Origin of the sequence: Chrysosporum bergii ANA360D, from assembly GCF_029891735.1 — a bacterium.
In the GTDB taxonomy this organism is placed as follows: domain Bacteria; phylum Cyanobacteriota; class Cyanobacteriia; order Cyanobacteriales; family Nostocaceae; genus Umezakia; species Umezakia bergii.
In genome coordinates, this window is sequence record NZ_JANQDH010000038.1 from 35,982 (window position 1) to 52,679 (window position 16,698).

Annotated in this window: 15 protein-coding genes; 11 read left to right on the forward strand and 4 right to left on the reverse strand. The window is 40.4% G+C overall.

Translation table 11 applies throughout. The features are described 5' to 3' along the window. Positions 1-443: 443 nt before the first annotated feature. Positions 444-3,497 carry a plasmid replication protein, CyRepA1 family gene (locus tag NWP17_RS05710; RefSeq protein ID WP_280653948.1) on the forward strand — a complete coding sequence of 1,018 codons (3,054 nt, stop codon included), beginning with the start codon at positions 444-446 and terminating at the stop codon, positions 3,495-3,497. Positions 3,498-3,504: 7 nt separating this feature from the next. Here NWP17_RS05710 and dusB read toward each other — a convergent pair whose 3' ends face one another. From dusB to NWP17_RS05725, 3 genes are all read right to left on the reverse strand, one after another. Continuing rightward, on the reverse strand, positions 3,505-4,557 hold the full coding sequence (dusB, locus tag NWP17_RS05715; protein WP_280653949.1) for a tRNA dihydrouridine synthase DusB: 1,053 nt from the start codon (positions 4,555-4,557) through the stop codon (positions 3,505-3,507). Positions 4,558-4,673: 116 nt separating this feature from the next. Further along, positions 4,674-4,931 (reverse strand): hypothetical protein, encoded by a 258-nt coding sequence (locus NWP17_RS05720; protein WP_280653950.1) that lies wholly within the window; start codon positions 4,929-4,931, stop codon positions 4,674-4,676. An 85-nt stretch (positions 4,932-5,016) separates the two neighbouring features. Further along, complete coding sequence (locus NWP17_RS05725; RefSeq protein ID WP_280653951.1) at positions 5,017-5,412, reverse strand: hypothetical protein; 396 nt, start codon at positions 5,410-5,412, stop codon at positions 5,017-5,019. A 379-nt stretch (positions 5,413-5,791) separates the two neighbouring features. On the opposite strand from NWP17_RS05725, the gene dnaK reads away from it, so the two are divergent. Further along, entirely contained in the window at positions 5,792-7,693 is a 1,902-nt protein-coding gene (gene dnaK, locus NWP17_RS05730; RefSeq protein WP_280653952.1) for a molecular chaperone DnaK, read from the forward strand. Between the two features lie 150 nt (positions 7,694-7,843). Here the strand turns inward: dnaK and NWP17_RS05735 are convergent, their stop codons facing one another. Continuing rightward, entirely contained in the window at positions 7,844-9,442 is a 1,599-nt protein-coding gene (locus NWP17_RS05735) for a helix-turn-helix domain-containing protein (protein ID WP_280653953.1), read from the reverse strand. 742 nt (positions 9,443-10,184) lie between these two features. Here NWP17_RS05735 and fdxB point away from each other — a divergent pair. The 9 genes from fdxB to NWP17_RS05780 all read left to right on the forward strand — a co-directional run bounded on the left by fdxB (position 10,185) and on the right by NWP17_RS05780 (position 16,623). After that, entirely contained in the window at positions 10,185-10,478 is a 294-nt protein-coding gene (gene fdxB / locus NWP17_RS05740; protein WP_280653954.1) for a ferredoxin III, nif-specific, read from the forward strand. A 369-nt stretch (positions 10,479-10,847) separates the two neighbouring features. Beyond that, the gene (locus NWP17_RS05745) at positions 10,848-11,828 is read left to right on the forward strand and encodes a cytochrome c oxidase subunit II (RefSeq protein WP_280653955.1); all 981 of its coding nucleotides are present in this window, start codon (positions 10,848-10,850) and stop codon (positions 11,826-11,828) included. Beyond that, positions 11,825-13,483, forward strand: a complete 1,659-nt coding sequence (gene ctaD / locus NWP17_RS05750; RefSeq protein ID WP_280653956.1) for a cytochrome c oxidase subunit I — start codon at positions 11,825-11,827, stop codon at positions 13,481-13,483. The genes NWP17_RS05745 and ctaD overlap by 4 nt, the downstream gene beginning before the upstream one ends. 31 nt (positions 13,484-13,514) lie before the next feature. Further along, on the forward strand, positions 13,515-14,102 hold the full coding sequence (locus NWP17_RS05755; protein WP_280653957.1) for a cytochrome c oxidase subunit 3: 588 nt from the start codon (positions 13,515-13,517) through the stop codon (positions 14,100-14,102). Positions 14,103-14,178: 76 nt separating this feature from the next. Then, positions 14,179-14,664, forward strand: coding sequence for a hypothetical protein (locus NWP17_RS05760; RefSeq protein ID WP_280653958.1), 486 nt, complete (start codon positions 14,179-14,181; stop codon positions 14,662-14,664). A 24-nt stretch (positions 14,665-14,688) separates the two neighbouring features. Continuing rightward, positions 14,689-14,850 carry a hypothetical protein gene (locus NWP17_RS05765; protein WP_280653959.1) on the forward strand — a complete coding sequence of 54 codons (162 nt, stop codon included), beginning with the start codon at positions 14,689-14,691 and terminating at the stop codon, positions 14,848-14,850. Between the two features lie 5 nt (positions 14,851-14,855). Further along, positions 14,856-15,467: a cysteine dioxygenase family protein gene (locus NWP17_RS05770; protein ID WP_280653981.1), complete on the forward strand. Its 612-nt coding sequence runs from the start codon at positions 14,856-14,858 to the stop codon at positions 15,465-15,467. Between the two features lie 26 nt (positions 15,468-15,493). Beyond that, positions 15,494-15,961: an ArsC/Spx/MgsR family protein gene (locus NWP17_RS05775; RefSeq protein WP_280653960.1), complete on the forward strand. Its 468-nt coding sequence runs from the start codon at positions 15,494-15,496 to the stop codon at positions 15,959-15,961. 287 nt (positions 15,962-16,248) lie between these two features. Next, positions 16,249-16,623: a four-helix bundle copper-binding protein gene (locus NWP17_RS05780; RefSeq protein ID WP_280653961.1), complete on the forward strand. Its 375-nt coding sequence runs from the start codon at positions 16,249-16,251 to the stop codon at positions 16,621-16,623. The last annotated feature ends 75 nt before the right edge of the window (positions 16,624-16,698 follow it).

Consider the following 16,698-nt stretch of genomic DNA (forward strand, 5'->3'; position numbering starts at 1 on the left):
CAAACCATAAAACACAAACCATAAACCAGTCGGTTTTAACCGACTTAAGCTATTAGACAGGGAATTTATTCCCTGGCTCCCCCCCACCGCCCGCTAACCGATCGCACAATAAATCAAACAAGCAGGATGCTTGTGTTACTAGTGGGTTTTAACCGACTTAAGCTATTAGACAGGGAATTTAAAGCTATATTTTCCCTGGCTGCTAATCAGGATTATTGAGCAAATTTACTGAAATATCAAAAATAATCCCCCTTAAATCTGACAATACAAGTTTATTAATACAGCAATATACTCTGATAGAGTTATGCACTTGCTCATTTACCGATGTATTTAGTCGTGCATAGCTAAAAAAACATCATTTAAACTTAGTAATAATCCCCATAGAAATCCAGGCCAGGCATGATAAGTTTTAAATCCGTCGTATTCCGTTCAAGGGTCTTACCATGCCTCTGCAATCCTTACACATCAAACACCTTGAGGAATTAGTCAAGAAAAGCAGTATAGATGTAGACTTAGCTCAACTCAACTTTAAATCTCTCCAAGACGCATCAGCCTTAGAATATCTCTTAATTTCTCAGCATCTGCCCCGTACCAACACAGGTATGGTGAAAAATAGTTGGTTACAACGTTATAATCATGTCACCGCAGGTGGTTGGTGGTGTTCTGGTTTAGATCCCCTCAATAATTGGCAATCAATGGAATGGGGATGCTTTAAGCCCAACCAACCCCGAAGCAATCAAAATGGCAAACCCATCAAATATGAACATCCACCCAGCACCCCAACACGAGTATTTTGTTTGCGGGTGACATTAAAAATCTGGCAGCTAGTTTCTCAACGCTATAATCTAGCCATGCCCAATAGTATCAACATTGACCCCCATGGCGCAGCCGAAGGGTTTTGGCAGTGGGTAATGCAACATAACCTACCAGTGATTATCTGCGAAGGAGCAAAAAAAGCAGCAGCCCTATTAACACAAGGATATACGGCGATCGCCATTCCAGGTATTACCAGTGGTTACCGGGTCGTCAAAGATATATTTGGTAAAGTCACCAGTCGCCAACTAATTCCCGACTTAGGAGCATTCGCCATAACAAAGCGCTCTTTTTTGATTTGCTTTGATTTTGAAACTCAACCCAGAAAAATTGCTGCTATCAACAATGCTATTTCTCAGTTAGGTTATTTATTCCAGTCCAAAAAATGCCCGGTCAAAGTCATAGAACTTCCAGGAACAGAAAAAGGTGTTGATGAGTTCATTGTTGCTAAAGGCGCAGGTGCTTTCGATAAATTGTATCGCCAAAGTACTGATTTAGAAATTTATTTATCCCAAAGCCAACCCCATACTCAGTTAACCATTCCCCCAGCACTCACAGTCAACTGTCCTTACCTAGAAAATGTATCTTATCCCACCACTGGACTAGTAGGGATAAAATCAGCCAAAGGCACAGGAAAAACCACAGCACTGCAAACTATTGTTAACAAAGCTAAACTTGCCGATAGACCAATATTATTAATTACACATAGGATTCAGCTAGGTAGATTTTTGTGTGATAAAATTGGGATTCAATGGGGATTAAATTCTAGGGAAGATTTAACCATAACAGATAACAAATTAGCTAATAAAGCTTTTGGTTTATGTGTTGATTCAATTTGGAAACTTAACCCTAAAGACTGGCAAGGGGCAATATTAATTTTGGATGAAGTAGAACAGAGTTTGTGGCATTTACTCAACAGCAACACTTGTAAACATAAACGAGTCAAAATTTTAAAATTATTTCAACAATTAATTAATACAGTTTTGACTACTGGAGGATTAGTAATTGCTCAAGATGCTGACTTATCTGATATATCTTTAGAATATTTGCAAGGATTATCAGACATTAAACTAACCCCCTGGGTGTTAATAAATCAATGGAAACCCCACAAAGGCTGGGATGTTACCTTTTATGACTCTCCCAACCCCACACCCTTAATTCATCAACTGGAATTAGATTTAATAGCCGGGCGTAAATGTTACGTTACTACTGATAGTCGTTCAGGGCGTTATAGTTGTGAAACCATTGAAAGCTACCTCCAAGAACGTTTAGAAAAATTACGCCGGCAATTTCCCAAATCTTTAGTAATTAGTAGCCACACAACCAGCACACCCGGTCATCCAGCAGTTGATTTTGTCAGAGATATTAATCAAAGAATTGCGGAATATGATACAGTTTTTGTGACTCCTAGTGTGGGTACAGGAATTAGTATTGATGTGCAACACTTCGACCGAGTGTATGGCATTTTTCAGGGAGTAATTCCTGATTCAGAAGCACGACAAGCATTAGCAAGAGTAAGAGATGATGTACCACGTATTATTTGGTGCGCCAAGCGAGGAATAGGTTTAATTGGTAGTGGTAGCACTAATTACCGACTACTATCTGACTGGTATCAAGAAAATCAGAAAGAAAACCTAGCCTTGCTCAGTCCCTTACATAAAATAGATGTAGACCTACCATTAGTTTATGACCCTCTGCATTTGCGGACATGGGCAAAACTATCTGCTAGGGTAAACGCTTCTATGAGTTTATATCGTCAATCCATGCAAGATGGTTTAATAGCAGATGGACATCAAATTTGGTTACGCAGTAACGCGGTTCACAATAATATTATTAGAGATTTACGCCTAGCATTTTTAGCAACAGATTCCCAGGATGTAGAAAACCGCAAAAGATTAGTTTTAGAAATAGTTAAAGTGCAAAAAGATTGGGCAGAAAAGCGTCAGAAAGCCAAAGATATTAAACACAAAATTAGACAAATTAAGCAACAACATCAGTTCACGTCCGCCACTGCTGTGGCTACAGCGCGAGATATTAATTATATGGAGTATGAGGAATTATTAAATAAACATTCTCTCTCAGAAGCAGAACGTCACCAAATTCATAAATATAACCTCAAACAGAGGTATGGTATTCCAATTACTCCTTTATTGAAATTAAAAGATGATAAAGGTTACTATTCTCAATTACTAATTCACTATTATCTCACACATGAAAGCGAGTTTTTTCATGTTAAAGATCAGCAAGAATGGCGTGAACAATTATTGTGGGGGGATGGTAAAGTTTTTCTACCAGATTTAACAATTTATACCTGCAAAGTTGAAGCTATGAGAGCATTAGGAATGCTTCAATTGTTAGAACCAAAAAGACAATTTACAGAACATGATGTTGATTTACTCTTGCTAAAAAATGTAGTATTTCAGCATAGTAAACACATCAAAAGATTACTGGGTATTGATTTAATCAAAGGGAACGGGCATATTTCACCAATAAAAATACTGAGCCGACTTTTAGCTCTCTTGGGGTTAAAGTTACGAAAGGTAAATGATTGCTATCAAATAGATACAGAAACTTTATTTGATGGTAGAGAGAACATATTTACAGTTTGGCAACAACGGGATGAATTAATGTTAGCCCGTATCAAAGGTTTGAGCAACAAAAAGGCTGATTATGTCCTCTGCTGATAGATAATTAAGCGACTTGAAAGTTACTAGCTTCCTCCATGGGCTGATAACTATGATTTAACTGTTCTACCCCTCGATCAATTAAATCCAAACCCTGCTGCACTGTTTCAATGACACTTAACTGTCCCCGCAACTCAGCAGCACCCACAAAACCTTTAGCGTACCAAGTCATATGCTTACGGGCTTGACGGACACCGCGATCGCCTTTATATTCCCATAAAGCTTGTAAATGCTCTCTGGCACATTCTAAACGCTGAATTGGGCTTGGTGGCGACAATATTTCCCCTGTTTTCAAAAAGTGGTCAACCTCTCCCACCAAAAAAGGATAACCTAAAGTCCCACGAGAACACATCACCCCATCAGCGCCAGTTTGTTCCAAACATTTAACAGCAGCTTCCACGGAGAAAATATCACCATTGGCAATTACCGGGATAGAAAGCACCTCCTTTACACGAGCTATCCATTCCCATCGAGCATTACCATTGTAACCTTGAGCGCGGGTGCGTCCATGCACCGTAATCATTTGCGCCCCCGCATCTTCCATGCGCTTGGCAAAATCAAGAATAGTGATTTCCCGGTCATTCCAGCCAATACGGGTTTTAACTGTCACAGGAACATCAACCGCCTTCACCACCTCCCGCACAATAGCTTCAGCCACTTCTGGTTGACGTAACAAAGATGAACCACCCCCATTTTTAGTAATTTTATTCACCGGACAACCCATATTAATATCAACAGTGTCAGCACCTTCCCCCACAGCCTTAATAGCTGCTTGTGCCAAAAAATCTGGCCGACAGTCAAATAATTGAATACTAATTGGTCGTTCCCTGGGGTCTACCTCCATGATTTTGGGCAACTCTTTCACATAGTGTAATCCCGTAGCATTGACCATTTCCGTATACAACATAGAATCCGGCGCATAGCGACGCACCAGACGACGAAACACCATATCCGTCACCCCAGATAAAGGTGACTGCAAAACTCGACTTTTTACCTCAAAAGAGCCGATTTTTAGGGGTTGAGACAGAGTAGCTTTTAAAGTGGGAGATAGTGTCACCATAGAACTTAAAGTTGTGAAAATCAAAGATGATGATATTTAAGGTTATTTACGGGCCTTTAATCTTTACAAGTCCTGCTTGCTAATGACATACGTCACTAAGCGCGAAAACCGCTATATTATTCACATTGCATCACCATCTTCATACCTGTTGGAGTCAAGTCCCAACTATCTCGTGGTGATCCAGGCTGTATGTGTCTTTTTAGCAAACCCTTAGCCACCAGATTCTTGAGAACAGTCATCATATCAGGTTCTCTTGGTACATCCAGACGAGAAAGAGAATTGGCTAGTTCATACCAGCTAAAATTTCCCTGTCCTTTGGCAACTAATTTGAGAAGTACTAACTCCAGTTGAGTTAATTGAATTGAGTTTTTCATAAATATTCCTCCTATATGCAATTGTAAAAGGATTTGATTAAGTTTAAAAATTGAATATGCTAGAAGAGAATTATTTGACAAAGTTTTACTCAAAAAATAAAACACCTGGGCCTTCCTTTAGCCCATAATCCTCTAGTGTTGCTGTGTGAGCATTATTCCAGAGTTCATAAGCTGCATCTGGATCATCTGGTTGTCCAATTGGGTATTTAAGTTTTTTGTATCTCAGATATTCCCGTAACTCATGAGTATAAAAACGGATATCTACTGGTTCTGCTTCAAGTTCATCTGCTGCAATTTTTCTTAATCTCTCTACCATTTTCATTTCTTCATTACCAACAGGATTAAATCTCCGAATATGCGCTTCAACGATATCAGTACCTTTGTGTGTAATCCTGACCTTTGTATAAAAGAGATTCAGGATTTTGCCACCCGCCCTTGATGGATCGAAGGGTCTGCCACTACTAGCACCTTTTTCCAGCATTTAAAATATTAAATTTTTTATAAATAAAAAATATACTTAAATATTCTATCACACTACTTTAAGTTCTTTATAATTCGCTCAAAGACGGCAAACACCACTTTGAGATTACGGTTGACCCTAATTACTGAAAGTATTAATTCTCATACATTAGACAGAGTGAAAGTAAATTTCTCAATCAACGAACTAAATACATCCTTTAAAATTAACCGTCCCGTCCAAGGTTCGGTAAACCCTCCCTAATCAACTGACTATAACTGAACTCATCAGTATATATATCAGGATAACTTGAGGTGTTAACCCCAGGGAAGCCGAATTAAAGGTTGTTAGTCCCTTATATTCCCATTCATTCATTTGTAGTTATACGGAGCCAGCACTTAAAATGGCAAAAGTAGTTGGAATTGACTTAGGTACAACGAACTCTTGCGTAGCAGTAATGGAAGGTGGTAAGCCCACAGTTATTGCTAACGCAGAAGGGTTTAGGACAACACCATCAGTAGTGGCATTTGCCAAAAATGGTGATAACTTAGTTGGTCAAATCGCCAAACGCCAGGCGGTGATGAACCCTGAAAATACCTTTTATTCAGTCAAACGCTTTATTGGCAGACGCTACGACGAGGTTGGTAAGGAAACCACAGAAGTTTCCTACAAAGTCCTGAGCAGCAACGGTAATGTCAAGCTAGATTGTCCCATAGGCGGTAAACCCTTTGCACCAGAAGAAATTTCTGCCAAAGTTCTGCGTAAACTCGTTGAAGATGCCAGCAAATATCTTGGTGAAACCGTCACCCAAGCTGTCATCACCGTTCCTGCATACTTTAACGATTCCCAGAGACAAGCCACAAAAGATGCTGGCAAGATAGCAGGTATTGAAGTTCTGCGGATCATCAACGAACCGACAGCAGCTTCTCTAGCCTATGGTTTTGATAAGAAAAGCAACGAAACCATTTTAGTATTTGACCTTGGTGGTGGTACTTTTGATGTATCCATCCTAGAAGTAGGTGATGGAGTATTTGAAGTACTAGCCACTTCCGGTGACACTCACCTAGGTGGTGACGACTTTGATAAAAAAATAGTTGACTTCTTAGCGGAACAATTCAAAAAAGAAGAAGGTATAGACCTACGTCAAGATAAACAAGCCTTACAACGTTTAACTGAAGCCGCAGAAAAAGCCAAAATTGAACTTTCTAGCGTTTCCCAAGCAGAAATAAACTTACCATTTATCACTGCTACCCAAGACGGTCCCAAGCACCTGGATACAACCCTCACCCGTGCTAAGTTTGAGGAACTCTGCTCAGACTTAATCGACCGTTGCCGCATTCCGGTTGAAAACGCCATTCGCGATGCCAAGTTAGGCAAAGGTGATATTAATGAAGTTGTACTAGTTGGTGGTTCTACCCGTATTCCTGCTGTACAACAAGTGGTGAAGCAGATATTAGGTAAAGAACCTAACCAAACCGTTAACCCTGATGAAGTGGTAGCGGTTGGTGCAGCTATTCAAGCGGGTGTGCTAGCAGGTGATGTCACAGGCATCTTATTATTAGATGTGTCTCCACTGTCTTTAGGTGTAGAAACCCTGGGCGGTGTAATGACTAAAATTATCCCCCGCAATACCACCATCCCCACCAAAAAATCCGAAGTTTTCTCCACCGCAGTGGATGGACAAACCAATGTGGAAATTCATGTTCTTCAGGGTGAACGGGAATTCTCCAATGATAATAAGAGCTTAGGAACCTTTAGACTTGATGGTATTCCCCCAGCACCACGGGGCGTACCACAAATTGAAGTTACCTTTGATATTGATGCTAACGGTATCCTCAACGTTACCGCTAAAGACAAAGGTACTGGTAAAGAACAATCTATCAGCATTACTGGCGCTTCTACCTTAGATAAATCCGACGTTGACCGCATGGTGAAAGAGGCAGAACAAAACGCTGCTGCTGATAAAGAACGCCGTGAAAAAATCGAACGCAAAAACCAAGCCGACTCCTTAGCCTACCAAGCCGAGAAGCAGTTGCAGGAGTTAGGTGATAAAGTTCCTGAAGCTGACAAAACCAAAATAGAAGGTTTGGTCAAAGACCTACGGGAAGCCGTGGCCAAAGAAGACGACGAGCAAATCAAGAAGCTGACACCAGAATTACAACAAGCATTATTCGCCGTTGGTAGCAATATCTATCAACAAGCTGGTGGTGATGCTGGTGCTAGTGCTGGGCCTCAAGATGCTGGTTCAACCCCACCCGGCGGCGGTGATGATGTGATTGACGCTGATTTTACTGAAAGCAAGTAGTTGTAAAATTTACCGCCATTTAATAGTGTTACCCATCCAAGCCGATGCCTGGGTGGGATTTTATAAGAAAATGCGCGGAGAAACCTTCTTTAGGCAAGGGATGAAAGCCAGTCGAAGCGTAAACGCCTCGGTTATTTAAGCCGGGGTAGTTCATCTAATATTTAACACCTTCCGTAACAGTGCTTGGTCTTCCACTTTAACTTTCAAACGCCCATTTTCCACATCGCGAATCCAGCTTTGACTTTTACCCGTCAACTTTGCCAACTCCCTCTGGGATAGATGTAAATTTTTTCGTGCTTGTAAAATTTCCTCACCGGGTAAGTTGCTACTGGTAGGGGTCTTTCTTCTCCTTTTTACAGTTCGCCGTGGCTTTTTTGATGATTCCGAGGTGTGCTGTTGCCATTCCGGCGGTAGTTCAAAAGACAAAATGCGAGCATTCATCAACAGATTCCACTTACCACGGGGGGCTGAATCTGTGATACTGGTATTAGAACCACCATCATTAATCCAAAATTCTAAAGCCTCGTCTGGATCTTCCGGAATACTCATTAACTTAGCCCACAATGGTTGAATTTCTAAGGGGTAAGTGATGGGGTCAAAAATAGGTTTAATTCCATGATGGTTGAGAACTTCCAAGTCACTTTCAAAAGTCCGTACTAAGCGTTTACGTTCTTCTCTCTGTCTACAGGCAATGGCAATTTTTTCTTCACCGTAAGCAATACGTAGTAATGTGGGAATGGTAATGCGCTGTTCTTTGCCCATTTTGGTTTTAAACAGTAACCATAGCATCAGTCTTACAGCACCTTCATGTTGTTGCCAAATGCTCATGACTGTGGTTAATAGCGTTTTGGGTAAACTGCCATATTGATAAAATGCAGTTCTCTCTTTACAGGCTTGTTTGTTTAAGAAGTATTGCGTCCAGATTCCCGGTTTTACTTTAAAAGTCAGTCCCACCAAATATTTACACCCCAAATCATCTTCTTGAAAGTGATGCTGAATATTGATTAAGTGCCATAAACGGCTTTTTTTGACTGAAAAGCCTAAAATGCGACCTTGTTGCGGCCAGTCAATGGAAACCATCAACGAACAAGCTTGACTGACGATATTTTTAATTAAGGCTAGTTTGGCATTTTTGCTTAAGTCCTTGCGCTTTTCTAAACCTAAATATTTCTCAATTTGGCGTTCATCAATGGCGAATTCTTCTTGCCAAGGTTGATCTAATAAGGTGGCATAAGCGGCAAATATCAGATGAATAACAGCGGCTCTAATATCAAGTGCAGCAATTGCTGGTAAATCAGTTATGCTATTCATGCTCTGATTCACTGGAAATGGATCTTGGAGATGAAAAGCGATCGCACCCCGTCCTTGTTTGACTTTTCGTTGATAACATAAATTACCTTGTGGATCATTTTCCCAATTAAGGGATGTACGTTGTGCCAATACATTGCAGGCTTCCCAAATCACAATAGCCGAAGCAAAGGGATTATTCTTACCATTGGCAAATAAATCTGGGCTTGGCGCTTCTCTCGGTTCAACCTTGCATCTACCTTTTTTTGCTTGCCAAGGTATGGGAGAATTATTAGGACAAGCTACTACACATTGCGGTTCAGGATAATAACCCTCACAGTTATTACAAAGACCAGGATCAATCCAGTATTCATTATTCTCTATTTTGATTGCACCCGTAGGACATTGGGGGCGGCAGTTGTCACATCCAACGCAATTGTTGTTAGGAATTGTATAAGGCATAAGGCTATAGAACTTGTTCCCAATTTAATCATTGAGATGTTTGGTTTAAATCTTCCCTGGATGTTTCCTCTGTGTTTATCACTTGCCACCCAACTATATTTTCAGCTAAAATAATTTCTATTTGCTGTCAAAATTCCCCAGATCCATATTTAAATAACACATCCAAATAGAAGGTATTTTCATCTCTTAATGGGAGGCTTAGATGACTTCTTTATTAACTATAAATTTCATAAGTAATTAGATAAGTTTGTTCATAATGAGCCTGAGTTAAAAACTATTTTTAAATTGTTTGGTTAGAACATAGATGTATTTGACTAAATGTAATCTTCTTTATTAAAAATTTTAATATTTAACCCAAGCAACTCTTCTGTTACTAAAGATACCATTTACTCTAGTGAAAAAATATTAAATGTAATAAATAAACATAAACAGTGTATTAATCAACACTATTAGTGATATATTTGATATTAATATAAAAGAAAAAATTTCATTATTATTAGAGCTATTTTACCTAAAAAAACTCGGTATAAAGGAGTATTTAGAGGTTAAATAATTTAATTGAAATTAAAGTTATTGATAATAAATTTCAACTAATGGTTAAATATCTAAATTAATCACCGATATTTTCACAAGTCAGGAAAAATTAAATTGATAAAAAAATAATTGCTTAACCGTAAAGCAAAAGAATAATTTTAGGTTAGGATGATGATTAAGGTACAAAGAAATTCGTAGGCGTTTATTCATGGCACAACTAACAGGATTGACATTTGGAGGTAATACCTGGATACCAAAATTCGCCCAGGAAATTGACCAAGAAAAATGTATAGGATGTGGCAGATGCTTTAAGATATGCGGCCACAATGTATTGGCATTGCAAGCCCTCAACGAAGAAGGGGAATTTGTCGAGGATGAAGATGATGATGAAATTGAGCGTAAAGTAATGGTTGTTGCTCACCCAGAAAACTGTATTGGTTGTGAAGCTTGTTCTCGGATATGTCCTAAGAATTGCTACACCCATACTGTATTAGACAATTAAGTTTTTGGGAATTTGCTCAAAATTGTTCTAGTTACAAGAGGTACTTTATAAATCAAGCGCATCAGCACAAAGCAAGGTAACTAGAGGGGAATAATAGAGACTTACTGTTACAAGCCACAAGTTAACAGTAAACAGAATTGTAAATCTTAAGTTGTTAGTTATTAACAAATTAATACTTGCTTTTGAGTACCTAAATTTCTGGTGGTAGAGGCATCTGGTCAAATAATTTAATATAGTATTAATTTTTGGGGGAAGGATATGAAAATATCTGGAAAATTCCCCCAATTTTTGTCAGAGTAAGCTAGAAAGTTAATAAGTGAAAACGGAAAATCACACCTTGAATCATGGCTTAAACAGCAGGTAGTATATATGCAAAAAATTCCTGTTTCACTATGGACTCTAGTTGCTGGGGTAATAGTTACAGTAATCAGTATTTGGCTCGGACAAAATCACAATCTACTGCCAGTACAAGCCTCGGAACAAGCGCCCTTGGTAGACGGATTTTTCAATATCATGTTTACCATTGCCATCGCTCTGTTTTTGGTAGTAGAAGGAACTATACTGATTTTTTTGGTGAAATACCGTCGCCGTCAGGGTGATAATACCGATGGCGTACCCGTAGAAGGTAACCTTCAGTTAGAAATTTTCTGGACAGCAATTCCCGCAGTGATTGTAATTGGTTTGGGCATCTATAGTGTAGATGTTTATAACCAAATGGGGGGATTTGAACCAGGGAGTCATCCCCACAGTTCAGCCCATGTTACCCATGTAAGGGGAACAGCCCTCGCAGCTACTTTGGATGACACCTTACCACCTACAACTAATACAAATATCGGCATTGGTGCATCTCCCCACTCCCAAGGAAAACAACCGGACTTGCTTGTGGATGTTCAAGGAATGCAGTACGCCTGGATATTTAACTATCCCAATAGTGGAATTACCACCAGCGAGTTACACATTCCCGTTGGTGCAGATGTGCAACTGAATCTTTCAGCGCAAGATGTCATTCACTCATTTTGGGTTCCACAATTCCGCTTGAAGCAAGACGCTCTTCCCGGTATGGCTACCCAATTGCGATTTGTGGCCACTAAACCAGGTACATATCCCGTAGTATGTGCAGAATTGTGTGGTGGTTATCACGGTTCCATGCGGACACAAGTCATTGTCCACACCCCAGAAGAATTTGATAGCTGGTTAGCACAAAGCCAAATTGCTCAAAAGCAAGACCTCAACTCCTTAGTTGCAGTTAATCCAGCTGAGTTATCAACATCAGAATTTCTCGCTCCCCATGTTCATGATTTGGGGATTAGTGCAGCAACCCTCGCACAACTGGAGCAAAATAACTTATGACACAAGTAGAATTTGCCCCCAACATCCCACCCCAAAAATCCAGCGCTGAAAATCATCCCCAGTCCTGGAGATGGTACGACTACTTCACATTTAATGTTGACCACAAAGTTATTGGGATCCAATACTTAGTCACAGCATTTGTGTTTTATCTCATCGGTGGACTGATGGCTGTGGCTCTCCGCGTTGAACTAGCAACGCCAGCATCAGACTTCCTCGACCCTAATCTGTATAACGCCTTTATGACCAACCACGGAACGATTATGATCTTTCTGTGGATTGTTCCCAGTGCCATTGGGGGATTTGGTAACTATCTCATCCCCTTGATGGTGGGGGCGAGGGATATGGCCTTTCCAAAGTTAAATGCGATCGCTTTTTGGTTAAACCCAGTGGCCGGACTGCTGGTTTTAGCTAGTTTTATCTTTGGTGGTTCCCAATCAGGTTGGACAGCTTACCCACCATTGAGCTTAGTAACAGCACCCATCGCTCAAACTCTGTGGATATTAGCCATTGTTTTAGTGGGAACTTCCTCAATTTTGGGTTCTGTGAACTTTGTTGTTACCATCCTGATGATGAAGGTTCCCAGTATGAAATGGGATCAACTACCCTTGTTTTGCTGGGCAATCCTAGCAACTTCTGTTCTGGCTTTGCTTTCTACACCTGTATTAGCTGCTGGTTTGGTGCTGTTGTTGTTTGACCTCAACTTTGGCACATCTTTCTTTAAACCAGATGCAGGGGGTAACGTTGTTATTTATCAACATTTGTTCTGGTTCTATTCTCACCCGGCAGTATATTTAATGATTCTGCCCATCTTCGGCATTATGTCGGAAGTAGTACCAGTTCACGCCCGTAAGCCAATCTTTGGTTATAAGGCGATCGCTTACTCTAGTGTAGCTATTTGTATTGTTGGTTTATTCGTCTGGGTACACCATATGTTTACTAGTGGTACACCCGGTTGGATGCGGATATTTTTCACCATCTCCACTCTCATCGTCGCTGTACCCACTGGCGTAAAGATTTTTGCCTGGGTTGCTACCCTTTGGGGTGGTAAGATTCGCTTCACCAGTGCCATGCTATTTGCCATTGGCCTACTGTCCATGTTTGTCATGGGTGGCTTAAGCGGTGTCACCATGGGAACTGCGCCCTTTGATATTCACGTCCACGATACATATTATGTAGTGGGACATTTCCACTATGTTTTATTTGGTGGTTCGGTGTTTGGCATCTATGCCGGTGTTTATCACTGGTTCCCCAAAATTACCGGACGTAAGTTGAATGAAACCTGGGGACGCATTCACTTTGCCCTAACTTTCATCGGCACAAACTTAACTTTTTTACCTATGCACGAATTGGGTTTACAAGGAATGCCCCGCAGAGTGGCTATGTATGACCCCCAATTTGTCAACCTCAATCAAATTTGTACTATAGGTGCATTTGTACTGGGTATTTCAGTAATTCCCTTCACCATCAACATTATTCAAAGTTGGCGCAAAGGAGAATTAGCTGGTGATAATCCTTGGCAGGCTTTAAGTTTAGAGTGGACAACCAGTTCACCACCCCTAATTGAAAACTGGGAAGTATTACCTGTTGTCACTCATGGTCCCTATGACTACGGCCATAGTCAAACAGAAGTTGGCACACCAGAAATTAGCGCCTAAGTTCAACCATGTTCTTAGAGGGTAAAAAAATATGACCATAGCGACAACAAGGGAAGATCACGAAGAACATCACCCAGATTTACGCATCTGGGGGCTATTGACTTTTCTCTGTTCTGAATCATTGATGTTTGGGGGCTTTTTTGCCACTTACTTATTCTTTAGAGGCATTACTGAAGTTTGGCCTCCAGAAGGAACAGAAGTAGAACTGTTTTTACCCACCATTAACACCATTATTCTGCTATCTAGTAGTTTCGTCATTCATTTAGGTGATGTGGCGATTAAAAAGAATAATGTCAAAGCCATGCGGTTTTGGTATCTTGTCACCGCAGTGATGGGAACAGTTTTCCTATTTGGTCAGGTTTATGAGTACATGAATTTGGGATATGGGCTGACTGCTAACGTTTTCTCCAACTGCTTTTATATCATGACTGGGTTCCACGGTCTACACGTGTTTGTGGGACTGTTATTGATTTTAGGTGTAGTGTGGCGATCGCGTCGTCCCGGTCATTATTCTGCTACCAAACACACTGGTATTGAAATGGCAGAAATCTATTGGCACTTTGTAGATATTATCTGGATTGTTTTATTCACTTTAATCTACATTTTGACCTTGTTTTAAGGTATGAGGGAGTAGGGATTATTGATTTACCCTATTCCCTACCTTCTGTACACCTTAACCAACTAAAGAAATTGTTATGCTGGAAACAAATAAATTTTCCTGGTTTCAGGTTCCAGAAGATGTCAAAAAATTATTAATTTTGGCAACACAAACCTGGGAAAACACCTCACAATCAGAACAATATATTCATCAAGCCTTAGCTAAAGCCGGGGAAAATACAGATATTTTAGTATCAGCCTACAGATTTTTTTATTACAAGAATAATTATCCCCTAGCGCTACAAACAGCAGTTAAAGTTTTAGATAAGATTAAACAAGTAGAGAACTTTCCAGATGATTGGGAACAACTCCAGCCCATATTAATGCAACGGCAAGAGCAGCCCCAAATCAGACTATACTTAAACGCTTATGCCGCTTCTGGATTGGTATTAGCAAAATTAGGGGAAATCGAGCAGGCCAAAGAAATCATGAACAAAGTCAAACAAATTGACAAACACAATGATTTTGGTGCCGGAATCCTGCTGGATATTTTAACACGTCCAGCCGATAATGACCATGAATAAATTCACTATCAACCATCAATAGCCATGAATAATTTTCCCATTAATCAACCAGTGGTAATATCGGAAAATTCTAACCCTTTCCTGCCGATGCTACCCATCAATACTTTACCTCTCATTCCCCCAATCCCTAATAACTTAACTCCTCCTAAATTGGTGCTTTCCCAATCTTCCCAACTTATGATTTAATAATGATTAAAGGTCAGGATTGGCTAGTAACTGCCAACGGTAAATATCAGGCTTGTAAATCCCTCAGAGCATGGAATTTATTACGGGAAAATTATCGTCTATATCGGTTTTTAACCGAAGTAGAGGATGTTCTCAATGGGGTAGAAGATCAATCTAGTCATCTACCAGAAATCCGTATGCTTGTCAGACGCTTAATTGTCAATTCCTACTGGGTACAAACTCAGTATGTATCACCCTCTTCCCAAACGGGATACTCAGTTTTACTTTTGTATGATGAATTGGGTTTTCCCCTAACTGTGCAAACGGTAACATTTGCGCCGGGAACTCGTTCAAATATACATAATCATGGAACCTGGGGAGTAGTCGCAGTCTTAAAAGGTCAGGAAAAAAACACATTTTGGCGACGTGTTCATAACCCTGACTTTCCAGACCAAATTGCACCTACCGGAGAAATAACTTTATTTCCAGGAGATATTGTCAGCTTAACCCCTGATGCAATTCATAGTGTGGAAGCAATGGGTGAAGAACCAACTGTGACTTTTAACGTGTATGGGGAAACTGACCCAGAACAGAGGTTTGAGTTTGACCCAGTTACCCATAAGGCTAAAAAGTTTTGATGATTTCAAAATTGGGAGTAAATGCAATGGCTAAAGTGATTTTCTATGAAAAGCCTGGTTGCAAAGGTGGTGTAAAGCAAAAAGTTTTACTCACAGCAGCTGGTCATGAAGTTGTAGTATGTAACCTGCTGAAAGAACCTTGGACAGTTGAGCGCTTGCGGTCTTTTTTTGGTCATCGCCCCGTGGCTGAATGGTTTAATCGTTCTGCGCCCAAAATCAAATCTGGTGAAGTCGTTCCAGAAATCATTGATGAACAAACAGCCTTAAAACTAATGCTAGAAGATCCTTTGTTAATTCGCCGTCCCTTAATAGAAGTAGACAGTCGTCGTGAAGTAGGTTTCGATGTGGAAACAATAGATGCTTGGATTGGCTTACAGCCTGTGGATGATTCCTTAAAAGCACTTAGCGAAAGCCTCATGAGTCAGAATTTACAAGGCTGCACCCACGGTCACAGTCATGACCACCATCATGATCAAGGTGGTTGTAAGCATTAGGAAAATAGGTTGAGATTTTTCACGCTTCCAGGGGATAGTTTTCCCTGACATTTTTTGGTATTGAGCTTCTCTCATCTGCGTCTGGGGGGTTAGGAACTAACCCCCCGGTAGTTTATGGTAATTGAGCGCAGTCGAAATTCAGGACAAGTTTGATATTTTCCTCATTCAATAGTTAGATATTTTCTTTATGGCATTAGTTAGAAGTAATTGCACCCATCAACTTTTAAGGTGAGTTTAGGGGTCAAGACACCTCATCAATCAATTCAAAAATTCCAGGATTGACACTAATGTCTATAGAACAACTAAGCTTAAATCAAGTTAACCGCGATCTGAGGGATTGTATTCAAAACTGCTGGGACTGTCATAGTATTTGCCTAAATACTGTGACATATTGCCTGCAAGAAGGCGGTCGTCATGCAGACCCCAATCACATCCGGCTCATGCTTGATTGCGCCGAGATTTGCAGCACCAGTGCTAATTTTATGCTGCGAAATTCGGATTTACACACTCGTACCTGCGATGTTTGTGCTATGGTATGTGAGCGCTGTGCAGATGACTGCGACAGTATAGGCAGTAATGGTCAGATGAAAGCCTGCGCGGATATGTGTCGTCGTTGTGCTGAATCCTGTAGAAGATTAGCAATGACCACAAGAATGGGATAAAAAGCTCGTCCTTCTAGGACGGCTTTTTAGTTATGATGCAGGAGCAGTCCCCATGGGGCATCGGTCAGACTACTT

Coding starts and splice junctions, on each gene's coding strand:
- NWP17_RS05710 (WP_280653948.1), top strand. CDS start 444: ATGCCTCTGCAATCCTTACACATCAAACACCTTGAGGAATTAGTCAAG.
- NWP17_RS05745 (WP_280653955.1), top strand. CDS start 10,848: ATGCAAAAAATTCCTGTTTCACTATGGACTCTAGTTGCTGGGGTAATA.
- NWP17_RS05780 (WP_280653961.1), top strand. CDS start 16,249: ATGTCTATAGAACAACTAAGCTTAAATCAAGTTAACCGCGATCTGAGG.
- NWP17_RS05735 (WP_280653953.1), bottom strand. CDS start 9,442: ATGCCTTATACAATTCCTAACAACAATTGCGTTGGATGTGACAACTGC.
- NWP17_RS05765 (WP_280653959.1), top strand. CDS start 14,689: ATGAATAATTTTCCCATTAATCAACCAGTGGTAATATCGGAAAATTCT.
- fdxB (WP_280653954.1), top strand. CDS start 10,185: ATGGCACAACTAACAGGATTGACATTTGGAGGTAATACCTGGATACCA.
- dusB (WP_280653949.1), bottom strand. CDS start 4,557: ATGGTGACACTATCTCCCACTTTAAAAGCTACTCTGTCTCAACCCCTA.
- NWP17_RS05755 (WP_280653957.1), top strand. CDS start 13,515: ATGACCATAGCGACAACAAGGGAAGATCACGAAGAACATCACCCAGAT.
- NWP17_RS05760 (WP_280653958.1), top strand. CDS start 14,179: ATGCTGGAAACAAATAAATTTTCCTGGTTTCAGGTTCCAGAAGATGTC.
- dnaK (WP_280653952.1), top strand. CDS start 5,792: ATGGCAAAAGTAGTTGGAATTGACTTAGGTACAACGAACTCTTGCGTA.
- NWP17_RS05720 (WP_280653950.1), bottom strand. CDS start 4,931: ATGAAAAACTCAATTCAATTAACTCAACTGGAGTTAGTACTTCTCAAA.
- ctaD (WP_280653956.1), top strand. CDS start 11,825: ATGACACAAGTAGAATTTGCCCCCAACATCCCACCCCAAAAATCCAGC.
- NWP17_RS05725 (WP_280653951.1), bottom strand. CDS start 5,412: ATGCTGGAAAAAGGTGCTAGTAGTGGCAGACCCTTCGATCCATCAAGG.
- NWP17_RS05775 (WP_280653960.1), top strand. CDS start 15,494: ATGGCTAAAGTGATTTTCTATGAAAAGCCTGGTTGCAAAGGTGGTGTA.